Source organism: Qipengyuania citrea (assembly GCF_009828015.1).
Classification (GTDB): Bacteria; Pseudomonadota; Alphaproteobacteria; order Sphingomonadales; family Sphingomonadaceae; genus Qipengyuania; species Qipengyuania citrea.
In genome coordinates, this window is record NZ_WTYG01000001.1 from 657,098 (window position 1) to 675,779 (window position 18,682).

The 18,682-nt window shown below is 66.7% G+C and carries 14 protein-coding genes; 8 read left to right on the forward strand and 6 right to left on the reverse strand.

Annotated features, from left to right (window positions below):
* Positions 1 to 66 precede the first annotated feature (66 nt).
* The 4 genes from GRI55_RS03000 to GRI55_RS03015 all read left to right on the forward strand — a co-directional run bounded on the left by GRI55_RS03000 (position 67) and on the right by GRI55_RS03015 (position 8,715).
* On the forward strand, positions 67 to 1,290 hold the full coding sequence (locus tag GRI55_RS03000) for a TIGR04063 family PEP-CTERM/XrtA system glycosyltransferase (RefSeq protein WP_160766460.1): 1,224 nt from the start codon (positions 67 to 69) through the stop codon (positions 1,288 to 1,290).
* Positions 1,291 to 1,318: 28 nt separating this feature from the next.
* A complete protein-coding gene (locus GRI55_RS03005; protein WP_160766149.1) occupies positions 1,319 to 2,383 on the forward strand; it encodes a hypothetical protein in 1,065 nt (354 codons plus the stop codon).
* Between the two features lie 234 nt (positions 2,384 to 2,617).
* The gene (gene gltB / locus GRI55_RS03010) at positions 2,618 to 7,273 is read left to right on the forward strand and encodes a glutamate synthase large subunit (protein ID WP_160766150.1); all 4,656 of its coding nucleotides are present in this window, start codon (positions 2,618 to 2,620) and stop codon (positions 7,271 to 7,273) included.
* Between the two features lie 5 nt (positions 7,274 to 7,278).
* Positions 7,279 to 8,715 (forward strand): glutamate synthase subunit beta, encoded by a 1,437-nt coding sequence (locus GRI55_RS03015; protein ID WP_050601611.1) that lies wholly within the window; start codon positions 7,279 to 7,281, stop codon positions 8,713 to 8,715.
* Positions 8,716 to 8,743: 28 nt separating this feature from the next.
* Here GRI55_RS03015 and GRI55_RS03020 read toward each other — a convergent pair whose 3' ends face one another.
* Positions 8,744 to 9,526: an enoyl-CoA hydratase gene (locus GRI55_RS03020; RefSeq protein ID WP_160766151.1), complete on the reverse strand. Its 783-nt coding sequence runs from the start codon at positions 9,524 to 9,526 to the stop codon at positions 8,744 to 8,746.
* Positions 9,527 to 9,610: 84 nt separating this feature from the next.
* Between GRI55_RS03020 and GRI55_RS03025 the strand changes: the two genes are divergently transcribed.
* Positions 9,611 to 10,390, forward strand: coding sequence for an SDR family NAD(P)-dependent oxidoreductase (locus GRI55_RS03025; RefSeq protein WP_160766152.1), 780 nt, complete (start codon positions 9,611 to 9,613; stop codon positions 10,388 to 10,390).
* A gap of 1 nt (position 10,391) precedes the next feature.
* Here GRI55_RS03025 and GRI55_RS03030 read toward each other — a convergent pair whose 3' ends face one another.
* On the reverse strand, positions 10,392 to 11,873 hold the full coding sequence (locus tag GRI55_RS03030; RefSeq protein ID WP_160766153.1) for a serine hydrolase domain-containing protein: 1,482 nt from the start codon (positions 11,871 to 11,873) through the stop codon (positions 10,392 to 10,394).
* Between the two features lie 75 nt (positions 11,874 to 11,948).
* Positions 11,949 to 12,632, reverse strand: a complete 684-nt coding sequence (ung, locus tag GRI55_RS03035; RefSeq protein ID WP_160766154.1) for a uracil-DNA glycosylase — start codon at positions 12,630 to 12,632, stop codon at positions 11,949 to 11,951.
* A gap of 80 nt (positions 12,633 to 12,712) precedes the next feature.
* Here ung and GRI55_RS03040 point away from each other — a divergent pair, with 80 nt between their 5' ends.
* From GRI55_RS03040 to GRI55_RS03050, 3 genes are read left to right on the forward strand one after another with little or no spacing between them, the layout of a single operon-like run.
* Positions 12,713 to 13,330 carry a ribonuclease D gene (locus GRI55_RS03040; RefSeq protein ID WP_050601606.1) on the forward strand — a complete coding sequence of 206 codons (618 nt, stop codon included), beginning with the start codon at positions 12,713 to 12,715 and terminating at the stop codon, positions 13,328 to 13,330.
* 24 nt (positions 13,331 to 13,354) lie between these two features.
* Positions 13,355 to 14,023, forward strand: coding sequence for an LPS export ABC transporter periplasmic protein LptC (gene lptC / locus GRI55_RS03045; RefSeq protein ID WP_050601605.1), 669 nt, complete (start codon positions 13,355 to 13,357; stop codon positions 14,021 to 14,023).
* The gene (locus GRI55_RS03050) at positions 14,023 to 14,571 is read left to right on the forward strand and encodes an LptA/OstA family protein (RefSeq protein WP_160766155.1); all 549 of its coding nucleotides are present in this window, start codon (positions 14,023 to 14,025) and stop codon (positions 14,569 to 14,571) included. The genes lptC and GRI55_RS03050 overlap by 1 nt, the downstream gene beginning before the upstream one ends.
* Positions 14,572 to 14,587: 16 nt before the next feature.
* Here GRI55_RS03050 and holA read toward each other — a convergent pair whose 3' ends face one another.
* Genes holA through leuS form a run of 3 tightly spaced genes read right to left on the reverse strand, consistent with a single transcriptional unit; the run spans position 14,588 to position 18,647 of the window.
* Positions 14,588 to 15,634: a DNA polymerase III subunit delta gene (gene holA, locus GRI55_RS03055; protein WP_160766156.1), complete on the reverse strand. Its 1,047-nt coding sequence runs from the start codon at positions 15,632 to 15,634 to the stop codon at positions 14,588 to 14,590.
* Positions 15,631 to 16,131, reverse strand: a complete 501-nt coding sequence (gene lptE, locus GRI55_RS03060) for an LPS assembly lipoprotein LptE (RefSeq protein ID WP_160766157.1) — start codon at positions 16,129 to 16,131, stop codon at positions 15,631 to 15,633. The genes holA and lptE overlap by 4 nt, the downstream gene beginning before the upstream one ends.
* Complete coding sequence (gene leuS, locus GRI55_RS03065; protein ID WP_160766158.1) at positions 16,131 to 18,647, reverse strand: leucine--tRNA ligase; 2,517 nt, start codon at positions 18,645 to 18,647, stop codon at positions 16,131 to 16,133. Before leuS ends, lptE begins: the two co-directional genes overlap by 1 nt.
* Positions 18,648 to 18,682 lie beyond the last annotated feature (35 nt).

Sequence of the window (18,682 nt, forward strand, 5' to 3'; positions counted from 1 at the left end):
CCGCAGCGGCTCCTAATGCATCGCAGTTGACGCGCCGTTAAGCGTAATGTGACACATCAGCCCCCGATGACCCGCGTGCTTCACATCCTCGACCATTCGCTGCCGCTGCAATCGGGCTATACGTTCCGCACGCGTGCGATCCTCACCAGCCTGCAGAAAGCGGGGGTGGAAGTGCGCGCGATTACCGGCGCGCGGCATTCGGCCGAAGGTCCGCCCCGGGAAACGATCGACGGACTGACTTTCGAACGCCTGCCGGCTGCGCCTGCGCCGGGGGGGGCACCCGGCCTGCGCGAATGGCGCGAGATCGAGACCTTGCGCAAGCAGATCGAACGCGTGGCCCACGACTGGCAGCCGGATATCCTGCATGCCCATTCGCCCGCGCTGTGCGGAATGGCCGGCCTGCGCGCGGCGCGGCGGCTGGGCCTGCCACTGGTCTATGAAATCCGCGCTTTCTGGGAGGATGCCGCGGTCGGCAATGGCATGGGCCGCGAAGGATCGCTCAAGTACCGCCTCACGCGTGCGCTCGAAAACCGCGTGGTCGTGGGGGCCGAAGCCGTGTTCACGATCTGCGAAGGGCTGCGTGCCGACTTGGTCGGGCGCGGTCATGATGCAGGCAAGATCGCCCTGTCGCCCAACGGTGTCGACCTGTCGCTGTTCGGCGAACCCGTCCCGCGCGACGATGCGCTGGCGCGCGAAATCGGTATCGGCGAAGGCCCGGTGATCGGCTTTATCGGCAGCTTCTACGATTACGAGGGGCTCGATGACCTGATCGCCGCGCTGCCCGCGCTGCGCGAGCGGCACCCGGGTGCCCAGCTGCTGCTGGTGGGCGGCGGACCGATGGATGCGGCGCTGCGCGCGCAGGCCGCGGCCTCGGCTGCGACCGGCGCGATCGTCTTCACCGGACGCGTGCCGCATACCGAGGTTGAACGCTATTATTCGCTGATCGACGTGCTCGCCTATCCGCGCAAACGCTCTCGGCTGACCGATCTGGTCACCCCGCTCAAACCGCTCGAGGCGATGGCGCAGCAGCGTATCGTCGCGGCCAGCGATGTCGGGGGCCACCGCGAACTGATCGAAGCTGGAACCACCGGTCTGTTGTTCCCGCCCGGCGATCCGCCCGCGATCGCGGGCGCGCTGGCCGCGTTCATCGATTCCCGCGACAAGTGGCCCGATATGCGCCGCGCGGGGCGGGAGCATGTTGCCCGCCACCACGACTGGGCGCGGAATATCGAAGGTTATCAGCATATTTACCAAAAGCTGCTAGCAACCGATTCTTCCGCAGCCGCATAACCGCCTGCCTAGTCTATAACGGGATCCCATGAGCGCAGCGAATCACCCTGCCCCGATCAGCAGCCATCCGCTTTTCAAATGGGCGGTAGGCGCGTGGTTCGCGCTGTTGCTGGGTCTCGGCCTCTTCGTCATGCCGGCTGCCGTGCATCTGTCACTGGGCGAACGGCTGGCGCTCGACACGGTGCTGACCGATCCCGCTCTCTTGCGGATGGCGCTATCGGCCCTCGCTGCCTTGCTCGGCCTGCTTCTCGGCCTGGCGATCGCGGGGCGCATCGCCGCGCTCACTGATGCAAGCTATGGCGAAGATGATCCCGTCGAAGACGCCCCGAGCGAATCCGAGCCCGAAACGAAGATCTGGCTGGGCGATGTGGATGAGCCTGCCGCACCCGTTCCGCACGCGCCGCCCGAGCCGGCAGCGGCACCTGCGCCGCGGCGGCTGTTCAACCCGCGCGAGGATCTGGCCGAGGAAGGCATTGCTCCCTTCCGCGATCCGACTGCCATTCCGCCGCTCGCGATCGATCCTGTCGAAACGGCGCCGCAGGACGCCGAATTCGAGAATATCGAACCGGCTGGTCAAGACCCGTTCTCCACCGAGCTATGGGCCGACCCGCTATCCGGCGACGGCGACGATGACGCCTGGACCGTGACGGAACACGATCCGCTGGACCATCCGGAAGAACCGGTCGAGTTGCCGCCCTCCGCGCCCGAACCTTCGATCACCGCGCCTGCCGACCCGGAGGAGGAGGAGGAGGATCACTATCCCATCGCCCGCCAAGCGACGGATGAAACTGGTTTCGGGATGGCCGGAGAAGGCGATTGGCAATCGGCGGACCCATCGATCCCCCCGGCCTCGCTCAGCGAACTCTCGCTCGAGGAACTGACCCAGCGCTTGGGTGACGCGCTGGCAGCCTGCAAGGCCGGCGATGAGGATGCCGGGGCGCCGGCCGATTCGGTGGTTGCATTCCTCCAGCGCGAAACCGGGCGCGAAGCTGGACAGCACCACGTGGCTCAAGGCGAACCGGAGCAAGAGGATCCGCAGGCCGAACTGCGCCGCGCGCTCGACAAGCTTACCCGGATCGGGAAGCCCGACTGAACCCTACGGGCTGACCCGGGGCCTTCCGTTACGGAATCCCGCAATACAGCGTAATTCTTGCGACGGCTGAAATTTTGCTACGCGTCTCGCAGTTGCAAAATTTCGATGCTGTCGGCATGAAGCTTCTTCGCGCAATTTTGCAGGTGTCGCCAGCGGCACTGCCAGACCATGCTCCCGGCCGCCCCGCCATCGCTGCGAGGCCGGTCGGCGGGCCCGAAGAAGGACGCTTCGCCCATGGGACGCACGCCGCCCCAAGCCGCCACGGGTCTTTACGATCCGCGTAACGAACACGACGCCTGCGGCGTCGGCATGGTCGCGCATATCAAGGGCGCGAAGAGCCATGACATCGTTACCCAGGCGCTCGAAATCCTCGCCAATCTCGACCACCGCGGGGCGGTGGGCGCCGATCCGCTGCTGGGTGACGGCGCTGGGATCCTGCTGCAGGTGCCCGACCCGCTGTTCCGCAAATGGGCGGACGAGCACGGCCATTACCTGCCGCAGGCAGGCGATTATGCGGTGGCGATGTGCTTCCTCCCCGCGCAGGACGAGGCGCGCGATTTCGTCGAGAAACAGCTCGAGCGGTTCGCCGAGAAGGAAGGCCAGCGCGTGGTCGGCTGGCGCGACGTCCCCACCACGCTCGACGGTCTCGGCAAGGCCGTGATCAATTCGATGCCCGTCATCCGCCAGTGCATCATCGCGCGCGGCGAAAACTGCCCCGACGGCGACGCGTTCGAACGCAAGCTGGTGGTGATTCGCAAGCAGACGCTCAATCCACTGGCTGCGCTCGAGGGCAAATACGACCTTCCGGGCCTGACCACTGCCTACATCCCGAGCTTCTCGAGCCGCACCGTAGTCTACAAGGGGCTGCTGCTGGCGAACCAGGTGGGCAGCTTCTACGACGACCTGCGCGATCCCGATTGCGTATCGGCGCTCGGCCTCGTCCACCAGCGTTTCAGCACCAACACCTTCCCCAGCTGGCGGCTGGCGCACCCCTATCGCTTCATGGCGCACAATGGGGAAATCAACACGGTTCGCGGCAATGTGAACTGGATGGAAGCGCGCCGCCGGACGATGGAAAGCGAGCTGCTCGGCTCGGACCTCGACAAGATGTGGCCGCTGATCCCGCATGGCCAGTCGGACACCGCCTGCCTCGACAACGCGCTCGAACTGCTCGTGACGGGCGGTTACAGCCTCGCGCATGCGATGATGATGCTGATGCCCGAAGCCTGGGCGAAGAACGCGCTGATGGACCCGGCGCGCCGCGCATTCTACGAATATCACGCGGCGCTGATGGAACCGTGGGACGGCCCGGCGGCGGTCTGCTTTACCGACGGGCGCCAGATCGGCGCCTGTCTCGACCGCAACGGCCTGCGCCCGGCGCGCTGGTGCACCACCAAGGACGATCTCGTCGTGCTGGCGTCGGAAAGCGGCGTGCTGCCGTTCGACGATGCCGATATCACGCGCAAATGGCGGCTCCAGCCGGGCCGCATGCTGCTGATCGACCTCGAACAGGGCCGCATCGTCGAAGACGAGGAGCTCAAGACCGAGCTCGCCAATGCGCAGCCCTATGAGCAATGGCTCAAAGCGGCGCAGTACAAACTCAAGGACCTCGACCATATCGAGCCCGATCTGAGCGAGATCCCGACCACGGCCACCAGCCTGCTCGAACGCCAGCAGGCGTTCGGCTACACGCAAGAAGACGTGTCCCGCTTCCTCGAGCCGATGGCCCGCGGCAGCGAAGACCCGATCGGATCGATGGGCACCGATACCCCCATCGCGGTGCTGTCCGACCGCAGCCGGCTGCTGTACGATTACTTCAAGCAGAACTTCGCCCAGGTGACCAATCCGCCGATCGATCCGATCCGCGAAGAACTGGTGATGAGCCTGCTGTCGATGATCGGTCCGCGGCCCAACCTGCTGGGCCGCGATGCCGGTACGCATAAGCGGCTCGAAGTCAGCCAGCCGATCCTCACCAATGAAGGCCTGGCCAAGATCCGTTCGGTCGAAGTCGCGCTCGACGGGGCATTCCGCACCGCCACCATCGACATCACCTGGGACACCAGCACCGGGGCCGACGGGCTTGCCATGGCGCTCAAGGAAATGTGCTGGGCGGCAACCGAAGCGGTGCTGGGCGATGCCAACATCCTCATCCTGTCCGATCGCGGGCAGGGCCCGGACCGCATTCCCATGCCCGCGCTGCTGGCGACCGCCGCCGTGCATCACCAGCTGGTCCGCCAGGGCCTGCGGATGCAGACCGGCCTCGTCATCGAAACCGGCGAAGCGCGCGAGGTGCATCATTTCTGCGCGCTGGCGGGCTACGGCGCCGAGGGGATCAACCCCTATGTCGCGTTCGAGACGCTCGAGGACCTGCGCGCCCGCCGCTTCCCCGACCGCGACCCGGCCGACGTGCGCCAGAACTACGTCAAGGCAGTCGGCAAGGGCATTCTCAAGGTCATGTCCAAGATGGGCATCTCGACCTACCAGTCCTATTGCGGCGCCCAGATCTTCGACGCCGTCGGGCTCAATTCCGAGTTCATCGATACCTATTTCACCGGCACCGCGACCACCATCGAAGGCATCGGCCTCGCCGAGGTGGCCGAGGAAGCGGTGCAGCGCCACGCGCAGGCCTATGGCGACAATCCGCTGTACAAGGGCATGCTCGATGTCGGCGGGATCTACCAGTACCGCCTGCGCGGCGAAGCGCATGCCTGGACCCCGCAATCGGTCGCGCAATTGCAGCATGCCGTGCGCGGCAACGACGCGAAGAATTACGAGGAATTCGCGCGTTCGATCAACGAACAGAGCGAACGCCTGCTGACCATTCGCGGGCTGATGGAACTGACCCCGGCCGAACAGCCGTTGTCGCTCGACGAGGTCGAACCCGCCGCCGAGATCGTCAAGCGGTTCAGCACCGGCGCGATGAGTTTCGGCTCGATCAGCCACGAAGCGCATTCGACGCTGGCGATCGCAATGAACCGCCTCGGTGGCCGTTCGAATACCGGCGAAGGCGGCGAGGAGCCCGAACGGTTCCTGCCGCTCGACAATGGCGATTCGATGCGCAGCCGGATCAAGCAGGTCGCCAGCGGCCGTTTCGGGGTGACCACCGAATATCTCGTCAATTCGGACGATATCCAGATCAAGATGGCCCAGGGCGCAAAGCCCGGCGAAGGCGGCCAGCTGCCCGGCCACAAGGTCGACAAGCGGATCGGCGCGGTGCGCCATGCGACGCCCGGCGTCGGGCTGATTTCGCCCCCGCCGCATCACGACATCTATTCGATCGAGGATCTGGCGCAGCTGATCCACGACCTGAAGAACGTCCAGCCCGAAGCGCGCATTTCGGTCAAGCTGGTGTCCGAAGTGGGGGTCGGCACGGTTGCCGCGGGGGTGTCGAAGTCCAAGGCCGACCATGTCACCATTTCGGGCTATGACGGCGGCACGGGCGCCAGCCCGCTGACCAGCCTGACACATGCCGGAAGCCCATGGGAAATCGGCCTCGCCGAAACGCAGCAGACGCTGCTGCTCAACGATCTGCGCAGCCGGATCGCGGTGCAGGTCGACGGCGGGCTGCGGACCGGGCGCGATGTCGCGATCGGCGCGCTGCTCGGCGCGGACGAGTTCGGCTTCGCCACCGCTCCGCTGATCGCGGCGGGCTGCATCATGATGCGCAAGTGCCATCTCAACACCTGTCCGGTCGGGGTCGCCACGCAGGACCCCGAGCTGCGCAAGCGCTTCACCGGCACGCCCGAGCACGTCATCAACTACTTCTTCTTCGTCGCCGAGGAATTGCGCGCGATCATGGCCGAGATGGGCTTCCGCACGGTCGAGGAAATGATCGGCCGCGTCGACCGTCTCGACATGCGCCGGGTGGAACGCCACTGGAAGGCGCACGGCGTCGATCTCAAGCGCGTCCTCCACGCGGTTCCGCTCGAGGAGGGGCGCGAGCTGTTCCAGACCGAGCGGCAGGACCACGGCCTGGCGGCGGCGCTGGATGTCGAACTTATCGAAGCCTGCAAGCCCGCGATCGAAAGCGGGCAGGCAGTGCAGCTCACCCGCCCGATCCGCAATGTGAACCGCACGGTCGGCGCGATGCTGTCGGGCCGGATCGCCGAGGCGCACGGCCATGCCGGGCTTCCCGCGGACACGATCCGGATCGACTTCACCGGCGTGGCCGGCCAGAGCTTCGGGGCCTGGCTCGCGCATGGCGTCACCATCAGCCTGACGGGCGATGCCAACGACTATGTCGGCAAGGGCCTGTCGGGCGGACGGATCATCGTCCGCCAGCCCGAAAAGGCGCCGCGCGCACCGGGTGACAACATCATCGTCGGCAACACCGTGCTCTACGGCGCGATCGCGGGCGAAGCCTATTTCGAAGGTGTCGCGGGCGAACGCTTCGCAGTGCGCAATTCGGGCGCGGTCGCAGTGGTCGAGGGCACGGGCGACCATGGCTGCGAATACATGACGGGCGGCGTCGTCTGCGTGCTGGGCGCCACGGGGCGCAATTTCGCCGCCGGGATGAGCGGCGGGATCGCCTATGTCTACGACCCCGAGCGCCGGTTCGAGGATCTGTGCAACCCGGCGCAGGTCGAGGTGCTCGATGTCCGGTCGGGCGATGGCGAAGGCGCCGACAAGAGCTGGGGTGCCCCGCAGCAGCGGCCCGTCACGGTCGAGAACGCCGGGATGGGCGATCCGCTCTACCACGATGCCGAACGGCTCAAGATCCTGGTCGAGCGCCACCACCTGCATACCGGCTCGGCCAAGGCCAAGAAGCTGCTCGACAATTGGAGCGCCGAACTGGGCAATTTCCGCAAGGTCATGCCGCGCGACTACCAGCGCGCGCTCAAGGCCCTCGAGGACGAACGCGAACAGGCCGCGATGGAAGCGGCGGAGTAAGGGTCATGGGCAAGGAAACCGGCTTTCTCGAATACGAGCGCGAGGATCGCACCTATCGCGATCCCGAAGAACGGCTGACGCATTACAAGGAATTCGTGGTCCCGCTGAGCGAGGAGCAGCTGCGCCGGCAGGCGGCGCGCTGCATGAACTGCGGCATTCCCTATTGCCACAACGGCTGTCCGGTGAACAACATCATCCCGGACTGGAACCACCTCGTCTATGAAGACGACTGGAAGAACGCGCTCGACGTCCTCCATTCGACCAACAATTTCCCCGAGTTTACCGGCCGGGTCTGCCCCGCCCCGTGCGAAGCGGCCTGCACGCTCAATATCGTCGATTCGCCGGTAACGATCAAAAGCATCGAATGCGCGATCATCGACCGCGGCTTCGACGAAGGCTGGGTCAAGCCGCAGCTGCCCGAACAGCGCACCGGCAAGTCGGTCGCGGTGATCGGCAGCGGGCCTGCCGGCCTGGCCTGCGCACAGCAGCTGGCCCGCGCGGGCCATGCAGTCACCGTGTTCGAGAAGAGCGACCGGATCGGCGGATTGCTGCGCTACGGCATTCCCGACTTCAAGATGGAAAAGCACCTGATCAACCGACGCGCGGTGCAGATGGAGGCCGAAGGCGTCCAGTTCCGCACTTCGAGCGAAGTCGGGGTCGAAGTGAGCTTCCAGGCGCTGAAGGAGAATTTCGACGCGGTGGTGCTTGCGGGCGGTTCGGAAGAAGCCCGTATGCTCGACATCCCGGGTTCCGAACTCGACGGCGTGCGGCTGGCAATGGAATTCCTGACCCAGCAGAACAAGCGCAACGCGGGCGACGACGAAGTCCGCGCCGCGCCGCGTGGCAGCCTGACCGCAACGGGCAAGCATGTCATCGTGATCGGCGGCGGTGACACGGGCAGCGACTGCGTGGGCACCAGCAACCGGCAGGGCGCAGCCAGCGTCACCCAGCTCGAGATCATGCCCAAGCCGCCCGAAAAGGAAGACAAGGCGCTGACCTGGCCCGACTGGCCGCTCAAGCTGCGCACCTCGTCGAGCCACGAGGAAGGCGTCGACCGCGACTGGGCGGTGCTGACCAAGCGCGTGATCGAGGAAAACGGCGTCGTTTCAGGGCTCGAGTGCGTGCGGGTCGAATGGAAAGACGGCCGCATGCAGGAAGTGGCCGACAGCACGTTCACGCTCAAGGCCGACCTGATCCTGCTCGCCATGGGCTTTACCGGCCCCAAGCGGCGTGGCCTGCTCGACCGGGCGGGAGTCGATCTGGACGGGCGCGGCAATGTCGCGGCGGACACCGACTGGTATCTCACCAGCGAAGCCAATGTGTTCTCCTGCGGCGACATGCGGCGCGGGCAGAGCCTGGTGGTATGGGCGATCCGCGAAGGCCGGCAATGCGCCCGCGCCGTCGACCTCGCCCTGATGGGCGCAACCGAACTGCCGCGCTAACCAATCGCGGGGTAGCTGCCTCGCGCGGCTATCCCTGCGTGCGGCCGCGCGCCTGGACGGCGGTGCGGCGGGCTTCGAGCTCGGCGGGGCGCACGGCGCTGTTGGCGGCCGAGGACTGCCGGTGTTCGATCGCCAGCCCCTCGCCGAAACTGGCGGCATAGCCTTCGTCGATCAGCCGCTTGTATCCGGCAAGGAAGGCGGGGTCGACGCTTGCCATGTCGGCGGCCAGGCGGCGCGCCTCCGCGAGCAGCGACTCCGGCGCGACCACGCGGTTGACGAGCCCCCAGCGTTCGGCCGTGGCGGCATCGAGGAAATTGCCGGTAAAGCTGAGCTCCTTGGCGCGGCTGATGCCGATCATCCGGCTGAGTTTCTGCGACAGCCCCCAGCCCGGCACCACGCCGACCCGCGCATGCGTATCGGCAAAGCGCGCGTTGCTGCTGGCAATCAGCACGTCGCAGGCGAGCGCGACTTCGAACCCACCGGTGATCGCCACGCCATTGATCGCGCCGATCACCGGCTTGCGGCAGTTTTCGATCGCCTTGACCGGGTTTTCGTCCGCCCCCTCGGCATTGGCTGCGCCCAATGCGCCTTCCTGCGATCCCAGTTCCTTGAGATCGAGCCCGGCAGTAAACGCCCGCGTCCCCGCGCCGGTGAGGACCACTGCCCGCACACCGTCATCGGCATCCAGCGCGGTCATCACCTCGTAGAGACGATGGCGCAGCGCTTTCGACAGGGCATTCATCGCTTCGGGGCGGTTGAGCGTGACGGTGGCGATGCCGCCGGCGATCTCGGTCAGGATGAGGTCGGTCATCCTGCCAGCCTAGCGAACAAGTTGCATCTTGCAATCTTTCGCCCGCTGCCCTTCACTGCGCGCCGAGCGAGAGGAGACGCGAATATGGCTTTCAAACCCTTCGATCTGACCGGCAAGGCAGCAGTGGTCACCGGCGGCAATGGCGGTATCGGCCTGGGCATGGCCGAAGGGCTTGCGGCAGCCGGCGCCGACGTCGCGATCTGGGGGCGCAATGCGGACAAGAACGCCGCCGCGCTCGAACGGCTCAAAGCGCATGGTACGCGCGTGGAGGCGCTGGAGGTCGATGTTGCCGATGAACAGGCGGTGGTCGATGCGATGGCCGAAAGCCTGTCGCGCCTAGGCCGGATCGACAGCTGCATCGCCAATGCCGGCGTGGGCGGCGGCGCGCCGCTGATCGAACAGACGACCGAGCAGTGGCGCAAGGTCACCGCGGTCAATCTCGATGCGGTGTTCTGGACCTTCCGCGAGGCGAGCAAGCACATGGTCGCGCGCGCGGAGAGCGGCGACAAGGGCGGTTCGCTGCTGGTGACATCGAGCGTGTCGGCGATCCATGGCGCGCCGCAGAACCAGGCCTATGCCGCGACCAAGGCAGGCGTACTGGCGATGGTCCGCGGTACCGCGGTGGAACTGGCGCGCCACGGCATCCGCGCCAATGCGATCCTGCCCGGCTGGATCGCCACCGAAATGACCGAGCGGTTGCAGAACTGGGATGCGTTCAACGACAAGGCGATTGGCCGTGTGCCGATGCGGCGTTGGGGCGAGGGCGAGGATTTCGCCGGCATGGCCGTGTATTTCGCCAGCGATGCGAGCAAGTTCCACACCGGCGATTCGGTGGTGATCGACGGCGGCTATTCGATCTTCTGAGCTAGAGGCCGCGCAGCCGGGGGGAAAGGTTCGCGTGCCGGCGGATCGCGCGGACCTGCCCGGCTTCATCGCGTTCGAAAGTCACCGCCTCGCGTTCGGCCCCCTTGTCGGTCACCACGCGGAAGCGGTCACCGCCCAGCGGTTTCAGGCGCCATAGCGCGCGGGCAGGCTCGACCGCATCGGGATCGAGCCAGGTCAGCCCGCCGGCCCAGGGAATCAGCATGAAATCCGAATCCCACGGCTGGCCGCTATACACGCCGGCATAATCTGCCAGATCGACCCCCGCGACGGGGTCGAACGGCGCCGCTTCGCCCCGGGCCTTGACCAGCGCGGCAATCCCGCGGGCGATGCCGCCGGGATCATCCATCGCATTCATCGCCACGGCCACGCCCATGCCTTCCGCCGGCGCCAGCATCAGCACGCTGCGATAACCCGGGCACGCGCCGCCATGGCCAACGACCGTGGTGCCGCCTTCCTGCCGGACGGAGAAGCCGAGGCCCCAGCTCGTTTCCCAATCGGGCGAGATATAATGGACGCGCTGCATCTCGCGCAGGGTCGAGGGGCGCAGCACCTCTTCCTCGCCGCTGCTCGCCAATCGGAAGGTCCAGCTGGCGAATTTGGCGAGATCGGCCACGCTGGCGGTGAAGCCCGCCGCAGGCGTGATCCCCGCCGGATCGAACAGGCCGACCTCGGGCCGCGTGCCGTCGGCTTCGAGCGCGCCCCAGCCGACGGCCATCTGCTGGCCATAGAGCTGCGCAGGAATGCCGGCACGCGTATCGTCCAGTCCCAGCGGGCCGAGGATATTGGCGTCGACATACTCGGCATAGGGCGTGCCGCTGACCGCCTCGACGGTTTCGCCCACCAGCGTGAGCCCGAGGTTCGAATATTGCCAGGTGGTCGATGCGGGATAGAGCGGCGTCTGCTCCCGAATCGCCACGCGGACCTGCGCTTGGGAAGGGAAGGCGAAGTCGGGCCCGGTCCAATAGGGGAAGTCGGCTTCGCGCGGCAGGCCGGCCGAATGCGTCAGCAGGCCGCGCAGCGTGATCGGCACGCTGTCCCGCGGGTCGTCGGCCAGCCGGGCCCAGGGAAGATAGCGTTCGATCGGCGCGTCGAGAGCGACCGTGCCGCGTTCCCACTGCTGCATCAGCGCAACGGCAGTGAACAGCTTGGAAATCGAACAGATCGAATAGATCGTATCGGGCGTCGCCGGGATCCGGCCCGCACGGTCGGTGGTGCCGAAGCCCTTCGCCCAGGCGGTGGTATCGCCCCGCACCAGCGCGGCCGAGATTGCGGGAATCCTGCGATACCGCCGCTGCCCGTCGATCCACAGTTCGGCAGCGCGCATCGCCTCACCCAGGGCGGCGGCCTTCGCCGGATCGAGCGCCTCGGCGCCAACCGGCGGTACATCCTGCGCATCTGCGGCGCCCGGAACCGCCATGCCCAAAGCCGCGAGTGCCGCGCCTGCCCGGAAAACCGCCTTCATCGCTCGTACTCCCAGAGTGGAGCGCGACTGTCCTATACGCGCCGGCCTATGGCAAGCGGCTCCCTCTTGGGGCAGCTAAACCTGCCAGTCGACCGGGGCGCGGCCATGCTCTGTCAGGAATGCGTTCGCGCGGCTGAAGGGGCGCGAACCGAAGAACCCGCGATAGGCCGAGAGCGGGCTGGGATGCGGGCTTTCGATCACGCAGTGCTGCCCGGCACGCAGTCCTGCGATGCGTTTCGCCTTGGCCTGCGCATGGCTCCCCCAGAGGATGAACACGCTGGGCTCCGCGCGCGCCGCCACTGCAGCGACGCAGGCGTCGGTGACCGTTTCCCAGCCGCGCCCGGCATGGCTGGCGGCCTTGCCGCCTTCGACCGTCAGCGTATTGTTGAGCAGCAGCACGCCGCGGCGCGCCCAGGCGCTCAGATCGCCATGCGCGGGGCGCGCGATGCCCAGATCGGCTTCCAGCTCCTTATAGATGTTCGCCAGGCTCGGCGGGACCTTCACGCCTTCGGGAACCGCAAAGGACAGCCCCATCGCCTGCCCCGGCCCGTGGTAGGGGTCCTGCCCCAGGATCACCACCTTGACGCTGTCGAGCGGGGTGAGCTCGAGCGCCTTCAGCCGGCACCCCTGCGGCGGATAGACCGGCTTGCCCGTAGCTTCCTCGGCCACCAGGAAACCGCCCAGCCGCCGGACCTCGGGCGCCGCGAGCGCGGGTTCGAGTACGGGCCGCCAGCTTTCGGGGATCGCATCGCTTGCCATGGCAGCAGGAGTAGGCCGCTGCGCAGGCGCGCGCCAGCACCCCCTTCCCAGCAATCCCCGATGCGCCTAAGGCCTCGGCCATGGCAGTGCATTTCCACGAAGAAGACCTCCCCGCAGGCGTCCTCGCCGATGGCCCCGTGGCCGTCGATACCGAAACCATGGGTCTCGTCACGATCCGCGACCGGCTGTGCGTCGTCCAGATCAGCGACGGCAAGGGCGACGAGCACCTTGTCCGCTTTGCGCCCGACAGCGATTACGATGCGCCCAATCTCAAGGCGGTGCTGGCCGATCCCGCACGGCTCAAGCTGTTCCATTTCGCGCGCTTCGACCTCGCCGCGATCGAATATTACCTCGGGGTGGAAGCGACGCCCTGCTATTGCACCAAAATCGCCAGCAAGCTGGTCCGCACCTATACCGATCGCCACGGGCTCAAGATGCTGGTCGAGGAACTGCTCGGCGAAAGCATTTCCAAGGCACAGCAGTCGAGCGACTGGGGCGGCCCCGACCTCAACGACGCGCAGCGCGACTATGCCGCGAGCGACGTGCGCTACCTGCACCGCATGAAGGAAGAGCTGGACCGCCGGCTGGCGCGCGAAGGCCGCACCGAAATGGCGCAGGCCTGTTTCGATTTTCTCCCCACCCGCGCGCGGCTCGATGTCGCCGGCTGGGCGGATCACGATATTTTCAGCCACATGTAAGGATCACGCGGGTAGGCGGGACACATGGCATTGCGGCAGCGCAGGATCGAAACCCAGGAGGCGAAGGAGCGCCGCGGCGAACGCCGCCTCTGGGCCGAGCCCGGCGGCTCGCACGACCGGCTGGTCGCCGTGCTGGCCCGCGTGTTGCCGATGGGCGTCGGCGTACTCGCCGCACTGATGGTGATCACCCCGCTCAGCCCGCGCGGCGAGATCAGCTTCCTGCTCGACCGGAACAAGGTCGCGGTGATCGAGGACCGGCTGCGCGTCGATAACGCGCTTTACCGCGGCGCCGACAACCAGGGCCGGCCCTTTTCGCTGACTGCCGGCGAAGCGGTCCAGCGCTCGAGCGCGGAGGGTATCGTCAGGATGAACGATCTCGTCGCGCGGTTGCTGCTCGAGGAAGGTCCCGCGCGCCTGAGCGCGCAGGCCGGGCTCTATGATATCGACGAAGACACCGTGGCGGTGACCGGGCCGATGCGGATGATCGCGGCGGATGGCTACCGCATGATGGCGCGCGATGTCTCGGTCGATCTCGAAACCAAGCAACTCGTCGGTGCGGGGGGCGTCGAAGGCGCGATTCCCGCCGGGACGTTCAGCGCCGATCGCTTGACCGCCGATCTGTCGGCGCGCACCGTTACCCTGACGGGCAATGCGCGGCTGCGCATGGAGCCCGGCAAGCTGAGGATGCCCTGATGAAGCCCCTGCTCTCCACCATCGCCCGCTGGGGCATCGGATCGTTTGCCGTCACCGCCGCAGGTTTCGCCGGCATCCAGCTGTCGGCGCAGGCGATCGCCTCGCACAATTCGAACGCGCCGGTTTCCTATGCCGCCGACCGGATCGAATTGCAGGACCGGGAAAACCGCGTCGTCCTGTCGGGCAATGTCCAGATCACGCAGGCCGGGCTCGGCTTGTCCGCAGCGCGCACGATCGTCAGCTACTCGGACGCGGGCAGCCTCAGCATCCAGCGGATCATGGCGACCGGCGGGGTGACCGTATCGCGCGGCAACGAACGCGCGCGCGGCGATACCGCGGTCTACGACTTCAACCGCCGGATCATCACCATGGCCGGCAATGTCCGGCTCAACCGCGGGGACGATACGCTCAACGGGGGACGGCTGGTGATCGATCTGGCCTCCGGCGTGTCAAGCGTCGACGGCCGCGCCAGCGGCTCGTCCTCGGTTACGGGCGAAGGCCAGTCGGGCGGCCGCGTAACCGGGAGCTTCTCGGTCCCCGAGAACTGAGCCGGCTGCGGCGCGCCTAGCGCGCCCGTGCCCCGGCAACGCGGGCGATATCGGCGAGACCCTGCGCCAGCAGCAATTCGGCAGCCTGGCTGTTGGTCAGCAATTCACGGTGCAGCGTCACCAGCCGCTGGGTCAGCCGGCCCAGCTTGTCGCCGTGCCGCCACAGCGCCAGCTGCTGACCGATGTCGCGCTTTTCCTTGAAGAATATCCCCAGCCGCGCTTCCTCGCCGCGGTCGAGATCGCCGAAGGACCGCGGGCCCAGCGCGGCGGCGATGCGCGCGAGCTGCGCCGCCCGGCGTTCGAATGCCAGGAGCACGCCGACAGGGTTGAGCCCGAGCTGCTTCATCCGCGCCAGTTCGGTGCCTACCTTGGCCGCCTGTCCGCCCATCACCGCATTGACCAGCGGGGTGAAGCCATCGTCCTCGCTCGCCGCGCCGATCGCATCGAGGTCTTCCGCGGTCGCGCTCTGCGGGCTTTGCGCGGTGGCATCGAGATAGAGCGCCAACTTCTCGATCTCGCTCTTCGCCAGCCGCACGTCGAGATTGGCCGCGCGTGCAATCCGTTCGGCCAGGTCGCCGCCCAGTCGCACCCCCGCCCCGTCGGCAAGGCCGCGCACGCTGCGGGTGACCGATTGCAGGTCGGGTGGATAGAACATCGCCACCAGCGCATCCTTGCGCTTTTCGAGCAGCTTGGCGGAGCGCGACTTGTCGGTGGCCGAGGTGGCCACCACGATGACCGGGCAGGCCTCGCCGCCGCCCGCTTCGCTGGTTTCGACCAACACCTTGAGCGCTTCATGCGCCTCGTCGCCGTTGGCCCGCACCCAGATATGCCGCTGGTCGCCGAACAGCGAATTGGTCCGGGCCTCGTCGCCCAGCCGCGCGGGATCGCTGCGCAGTTCGGCACCCGACATTTCGACGCGTTCGCCCGGTTCGGGCAGCCAGGTCACGAGGTCGTTGGCCGCCGCACTGGCACCTGCTTCGTCCTGCCCGCAGAAAAAGAAAATGCCGCAGCCCTGTGCGGCGCTGCGTCCCTTGGCCGCGAAATCGCGGTTGCTGAGCTTCACTGTGCCGCGTCGCCCTGCCGCCGCAAGGCCAGCGCGATCCGCGTCACCATCCGCTGCGCAAGATCCTGCGACAGGTTCTGCAGCGCGGTCTGTTCAGCGGCAATAACCGCATATTCGCTCGACACCACGTCGATCCCGGCATCCGAGCCATCGGTCGCGTCGAGCAGGATCTCGCCAGTGGCGAGGTCGACCAGCTGATAGCGCGCCCGCAGCGTCCGCCGTTCGCGGCTGATCGTATCGTCGCGCAGCACGGCGAGCCCTTCGAGCTGGTCGTCGAGCCGGACATCGATCCGGTATTGCGGGCTGACCATGCCCGCTGCGCCGAAGCGTTCCTCGAGCGCGCTGCGCACCAGCCAGCCGGCCCGCCCTTCGATCGGCGCGACCTCGATCGCGGCCATGGATTGCGCGACCGCGCCGCTGCCGCCACCAGCATACATGGGCGACAGACCGCAGGCCGAGAGCGTGCAAAGGGAGAGGCAGGCGAAAACGATGCGCATCAGGTGACGATATTCACCAATCTGTCAGGCACCACAATGACCTTGCGGATTTCCGCCCCGTCGAGCGAGCGCTGCACCTTTTCCGAGGCCAGCGCCATTGCTTCGAGATCTGCCTTCGAAGCGCCCTTGGGCGCGGTCAGCGTGTCGCGCAGCTTGCCCTTGTGCTGGACCGCGATGGTGACCTCGTCCTCGACCAGCAGCGCGGGATCGACTGCGGGCCAGGCGGCATCGGCCACCAGGCCATCGGCGCCCAGCGACGCCCAGGCTTCCTCGGCCAGATGCGGCATCATCGGCGCGACCAGTTGCACCAGCGTGCGGATCGCGGCCGACCGGCTGGCCGAAGGCTGCGCCTTTTCGACCGCTCCGGTCAGTTCGTAGATCCGCGCCACCGCCTTGTTGAAACCCAGCGATTCGATGTCCTCGGCGACCGCGGCGACCGTCTGGTGCATCTTGCGCAGCAGCGGCTTGTCCTCGCCTTCGGCTCCGGCGTCATGGGCGGCGAACAAGCGCCACAGGCGATGCACGAAACGGCTGCAGCCCTCGATCCCGGCTTCGGACCACGGCAGGTCGCGTTCGGGGGGGCTGTCGGACAGCATGAACCAGCGCACCGCGTCGGCGCCATAGGTGTCGACGATGGTGTCGGGGTCGACCACGTTCTTCTTCGACTTGGACATCTTGATGACGCGGCCGATCTCGACTTCGCCGCCGTCCGCCTTGAGCAGCGCGCGTTCGGCTTCGCGGCTGATCTCGTCCGGCGCGAAGTAGAGCGTCTTGCTCCCGTCCTTGCGGCTGTAGGTCTCATGCGTGACCATGCCCTGCGTGAACAGCGAGGCGAAGGGTTCGGTCACGTCGATCTGGCCCATATGCGCCAGTGCGCGGGTCCAGAACCGGGCGTAGAGCAGGTGCAGGATCGCGTGTTCGATCCCGCCGATATACTGTTCGACCGGCAGCCACTTGGCGATCTCGTCCCTGTCGAACGGCTTGTCGGCAGGCTGGCTGGCGAAGCGCAGGAAATACCACGAACTGTCGACGAAAGTGTCGAGCGTGTCGGTCTCGCGTTCCGCCTTCCCGCCGCATTTGGGGCAATCGACATGTTTCCAAGTGGGATGGCGCAACAGCGGATTGCCCGGAGTCCGGAAATCGACATCCTCGGGCAGCGTGATCGGCAGGCTGTCCTTGGGCGCGGGGACCACGCCGCATTTCTCGCAATGGATGAAGGGGATCGGCGTGCCCCAGTACCGCTGGCGCGACACACCCCAGTCGCGCAGCCGCCACACGGTCTTGCCGCTGCCGCGTCCCTGTTCTTCGATGCGCGCGATGATTGCGCGCTTGGCGTCCTCGATTTCCATCCCGTCAAGAAAGTCCGAATTGACCAGCACGCCCTCCCCCGCCTCGGCCTCGCCGTCGAAGGGCTTGTTCGCCTGATCGGCGCTGGGCGCGACGACCCGGGGGATCGGCAGGCCGTATTTGGTCGCGAATTCGAAATCGCGCTGGTCGTGGCCCGGTACCGCCATGATCGCGCCGGTGCCGTAATCCATCAGCACGAAGTTCGCGATATAGACGGGTAGGTCTGCGCCGGTGAACGGGTGCTTGGCGCTGATCCCGGTATCGAAACCCAGCTTCTCGGCGGTTTCGAGTTCGGCCGCCGTGGTGCCGCCCTTCTTGCATTCGGCAATGAAGGCGCGGGCCTCGTCGCTGTCGATCGCTTGCGCGACCGGATGGTCGGCGGCAACTGCGACGAAACTCGCGCCGAAGATGGTGTCGGGCCGCGTGGTATAGACCGGCAGCGTGTCGCCATTCGACAGGTCGAAGCTGAATTCGAGCCCCTTGGACTTGCCGATCCAGTTTTCCTGCATCAGCCGGACCTTGTCGGGCCAGTTCTCGAGGCCGCCGAGCCCTTCGAGCAGCTCTTCGGCGAAATCGGTGATCTTGAGGAACCACTGATTCAGCTTGCGCTTCTCGACCTCGGCGCCGCTGCGCCAGCCCTTGCCGTCGATCACCTGTTCATTGGCGAGCACGGTCATGTCGACCGGGTCCCAATTGACCTCGCTTTCCTTGCGATAGACGAGGCCCGCCTCGTAGAGATCGATGAACAGCGCCTGCTCGTGCCCGTAGTAATCGGGTTCGCAGGTCGCCAGCTCGCGCGACCAGTCGAGCGCGAAGCCGAGGCGCTTCAGCTGCGCCTTCATGTGTTCGATATTGTCGCGGGTCCAGCCGCCCGGGTGGACGCCCTTTTCCATCGCCGCATTTTCGGCGGGCATGCCGAAGGCGTCCCAGCCCATCGGATGCAGCACTTCGTGCCCCACCGCCTTCTTGTAGCGCGCCAGCACGTCGCCCATCGTGTAATTGCGCACATGGCCGATATGGATGCGCCCCGAAGGATAGGGGAACATCTCGAGCACGTAGCTCTTGGGCTTGGGGGAAGCGCTATCCGCGCGGAAGGTCTGCGCCTGTTCCCACGCGCTTTGCCAGCGCGCATCGGCGCGGGCGGGATCGAAACGGGTTTCGCTGCTCATGCGAGCGGCGTTTACGGATTTTGCGGGCTATGGGA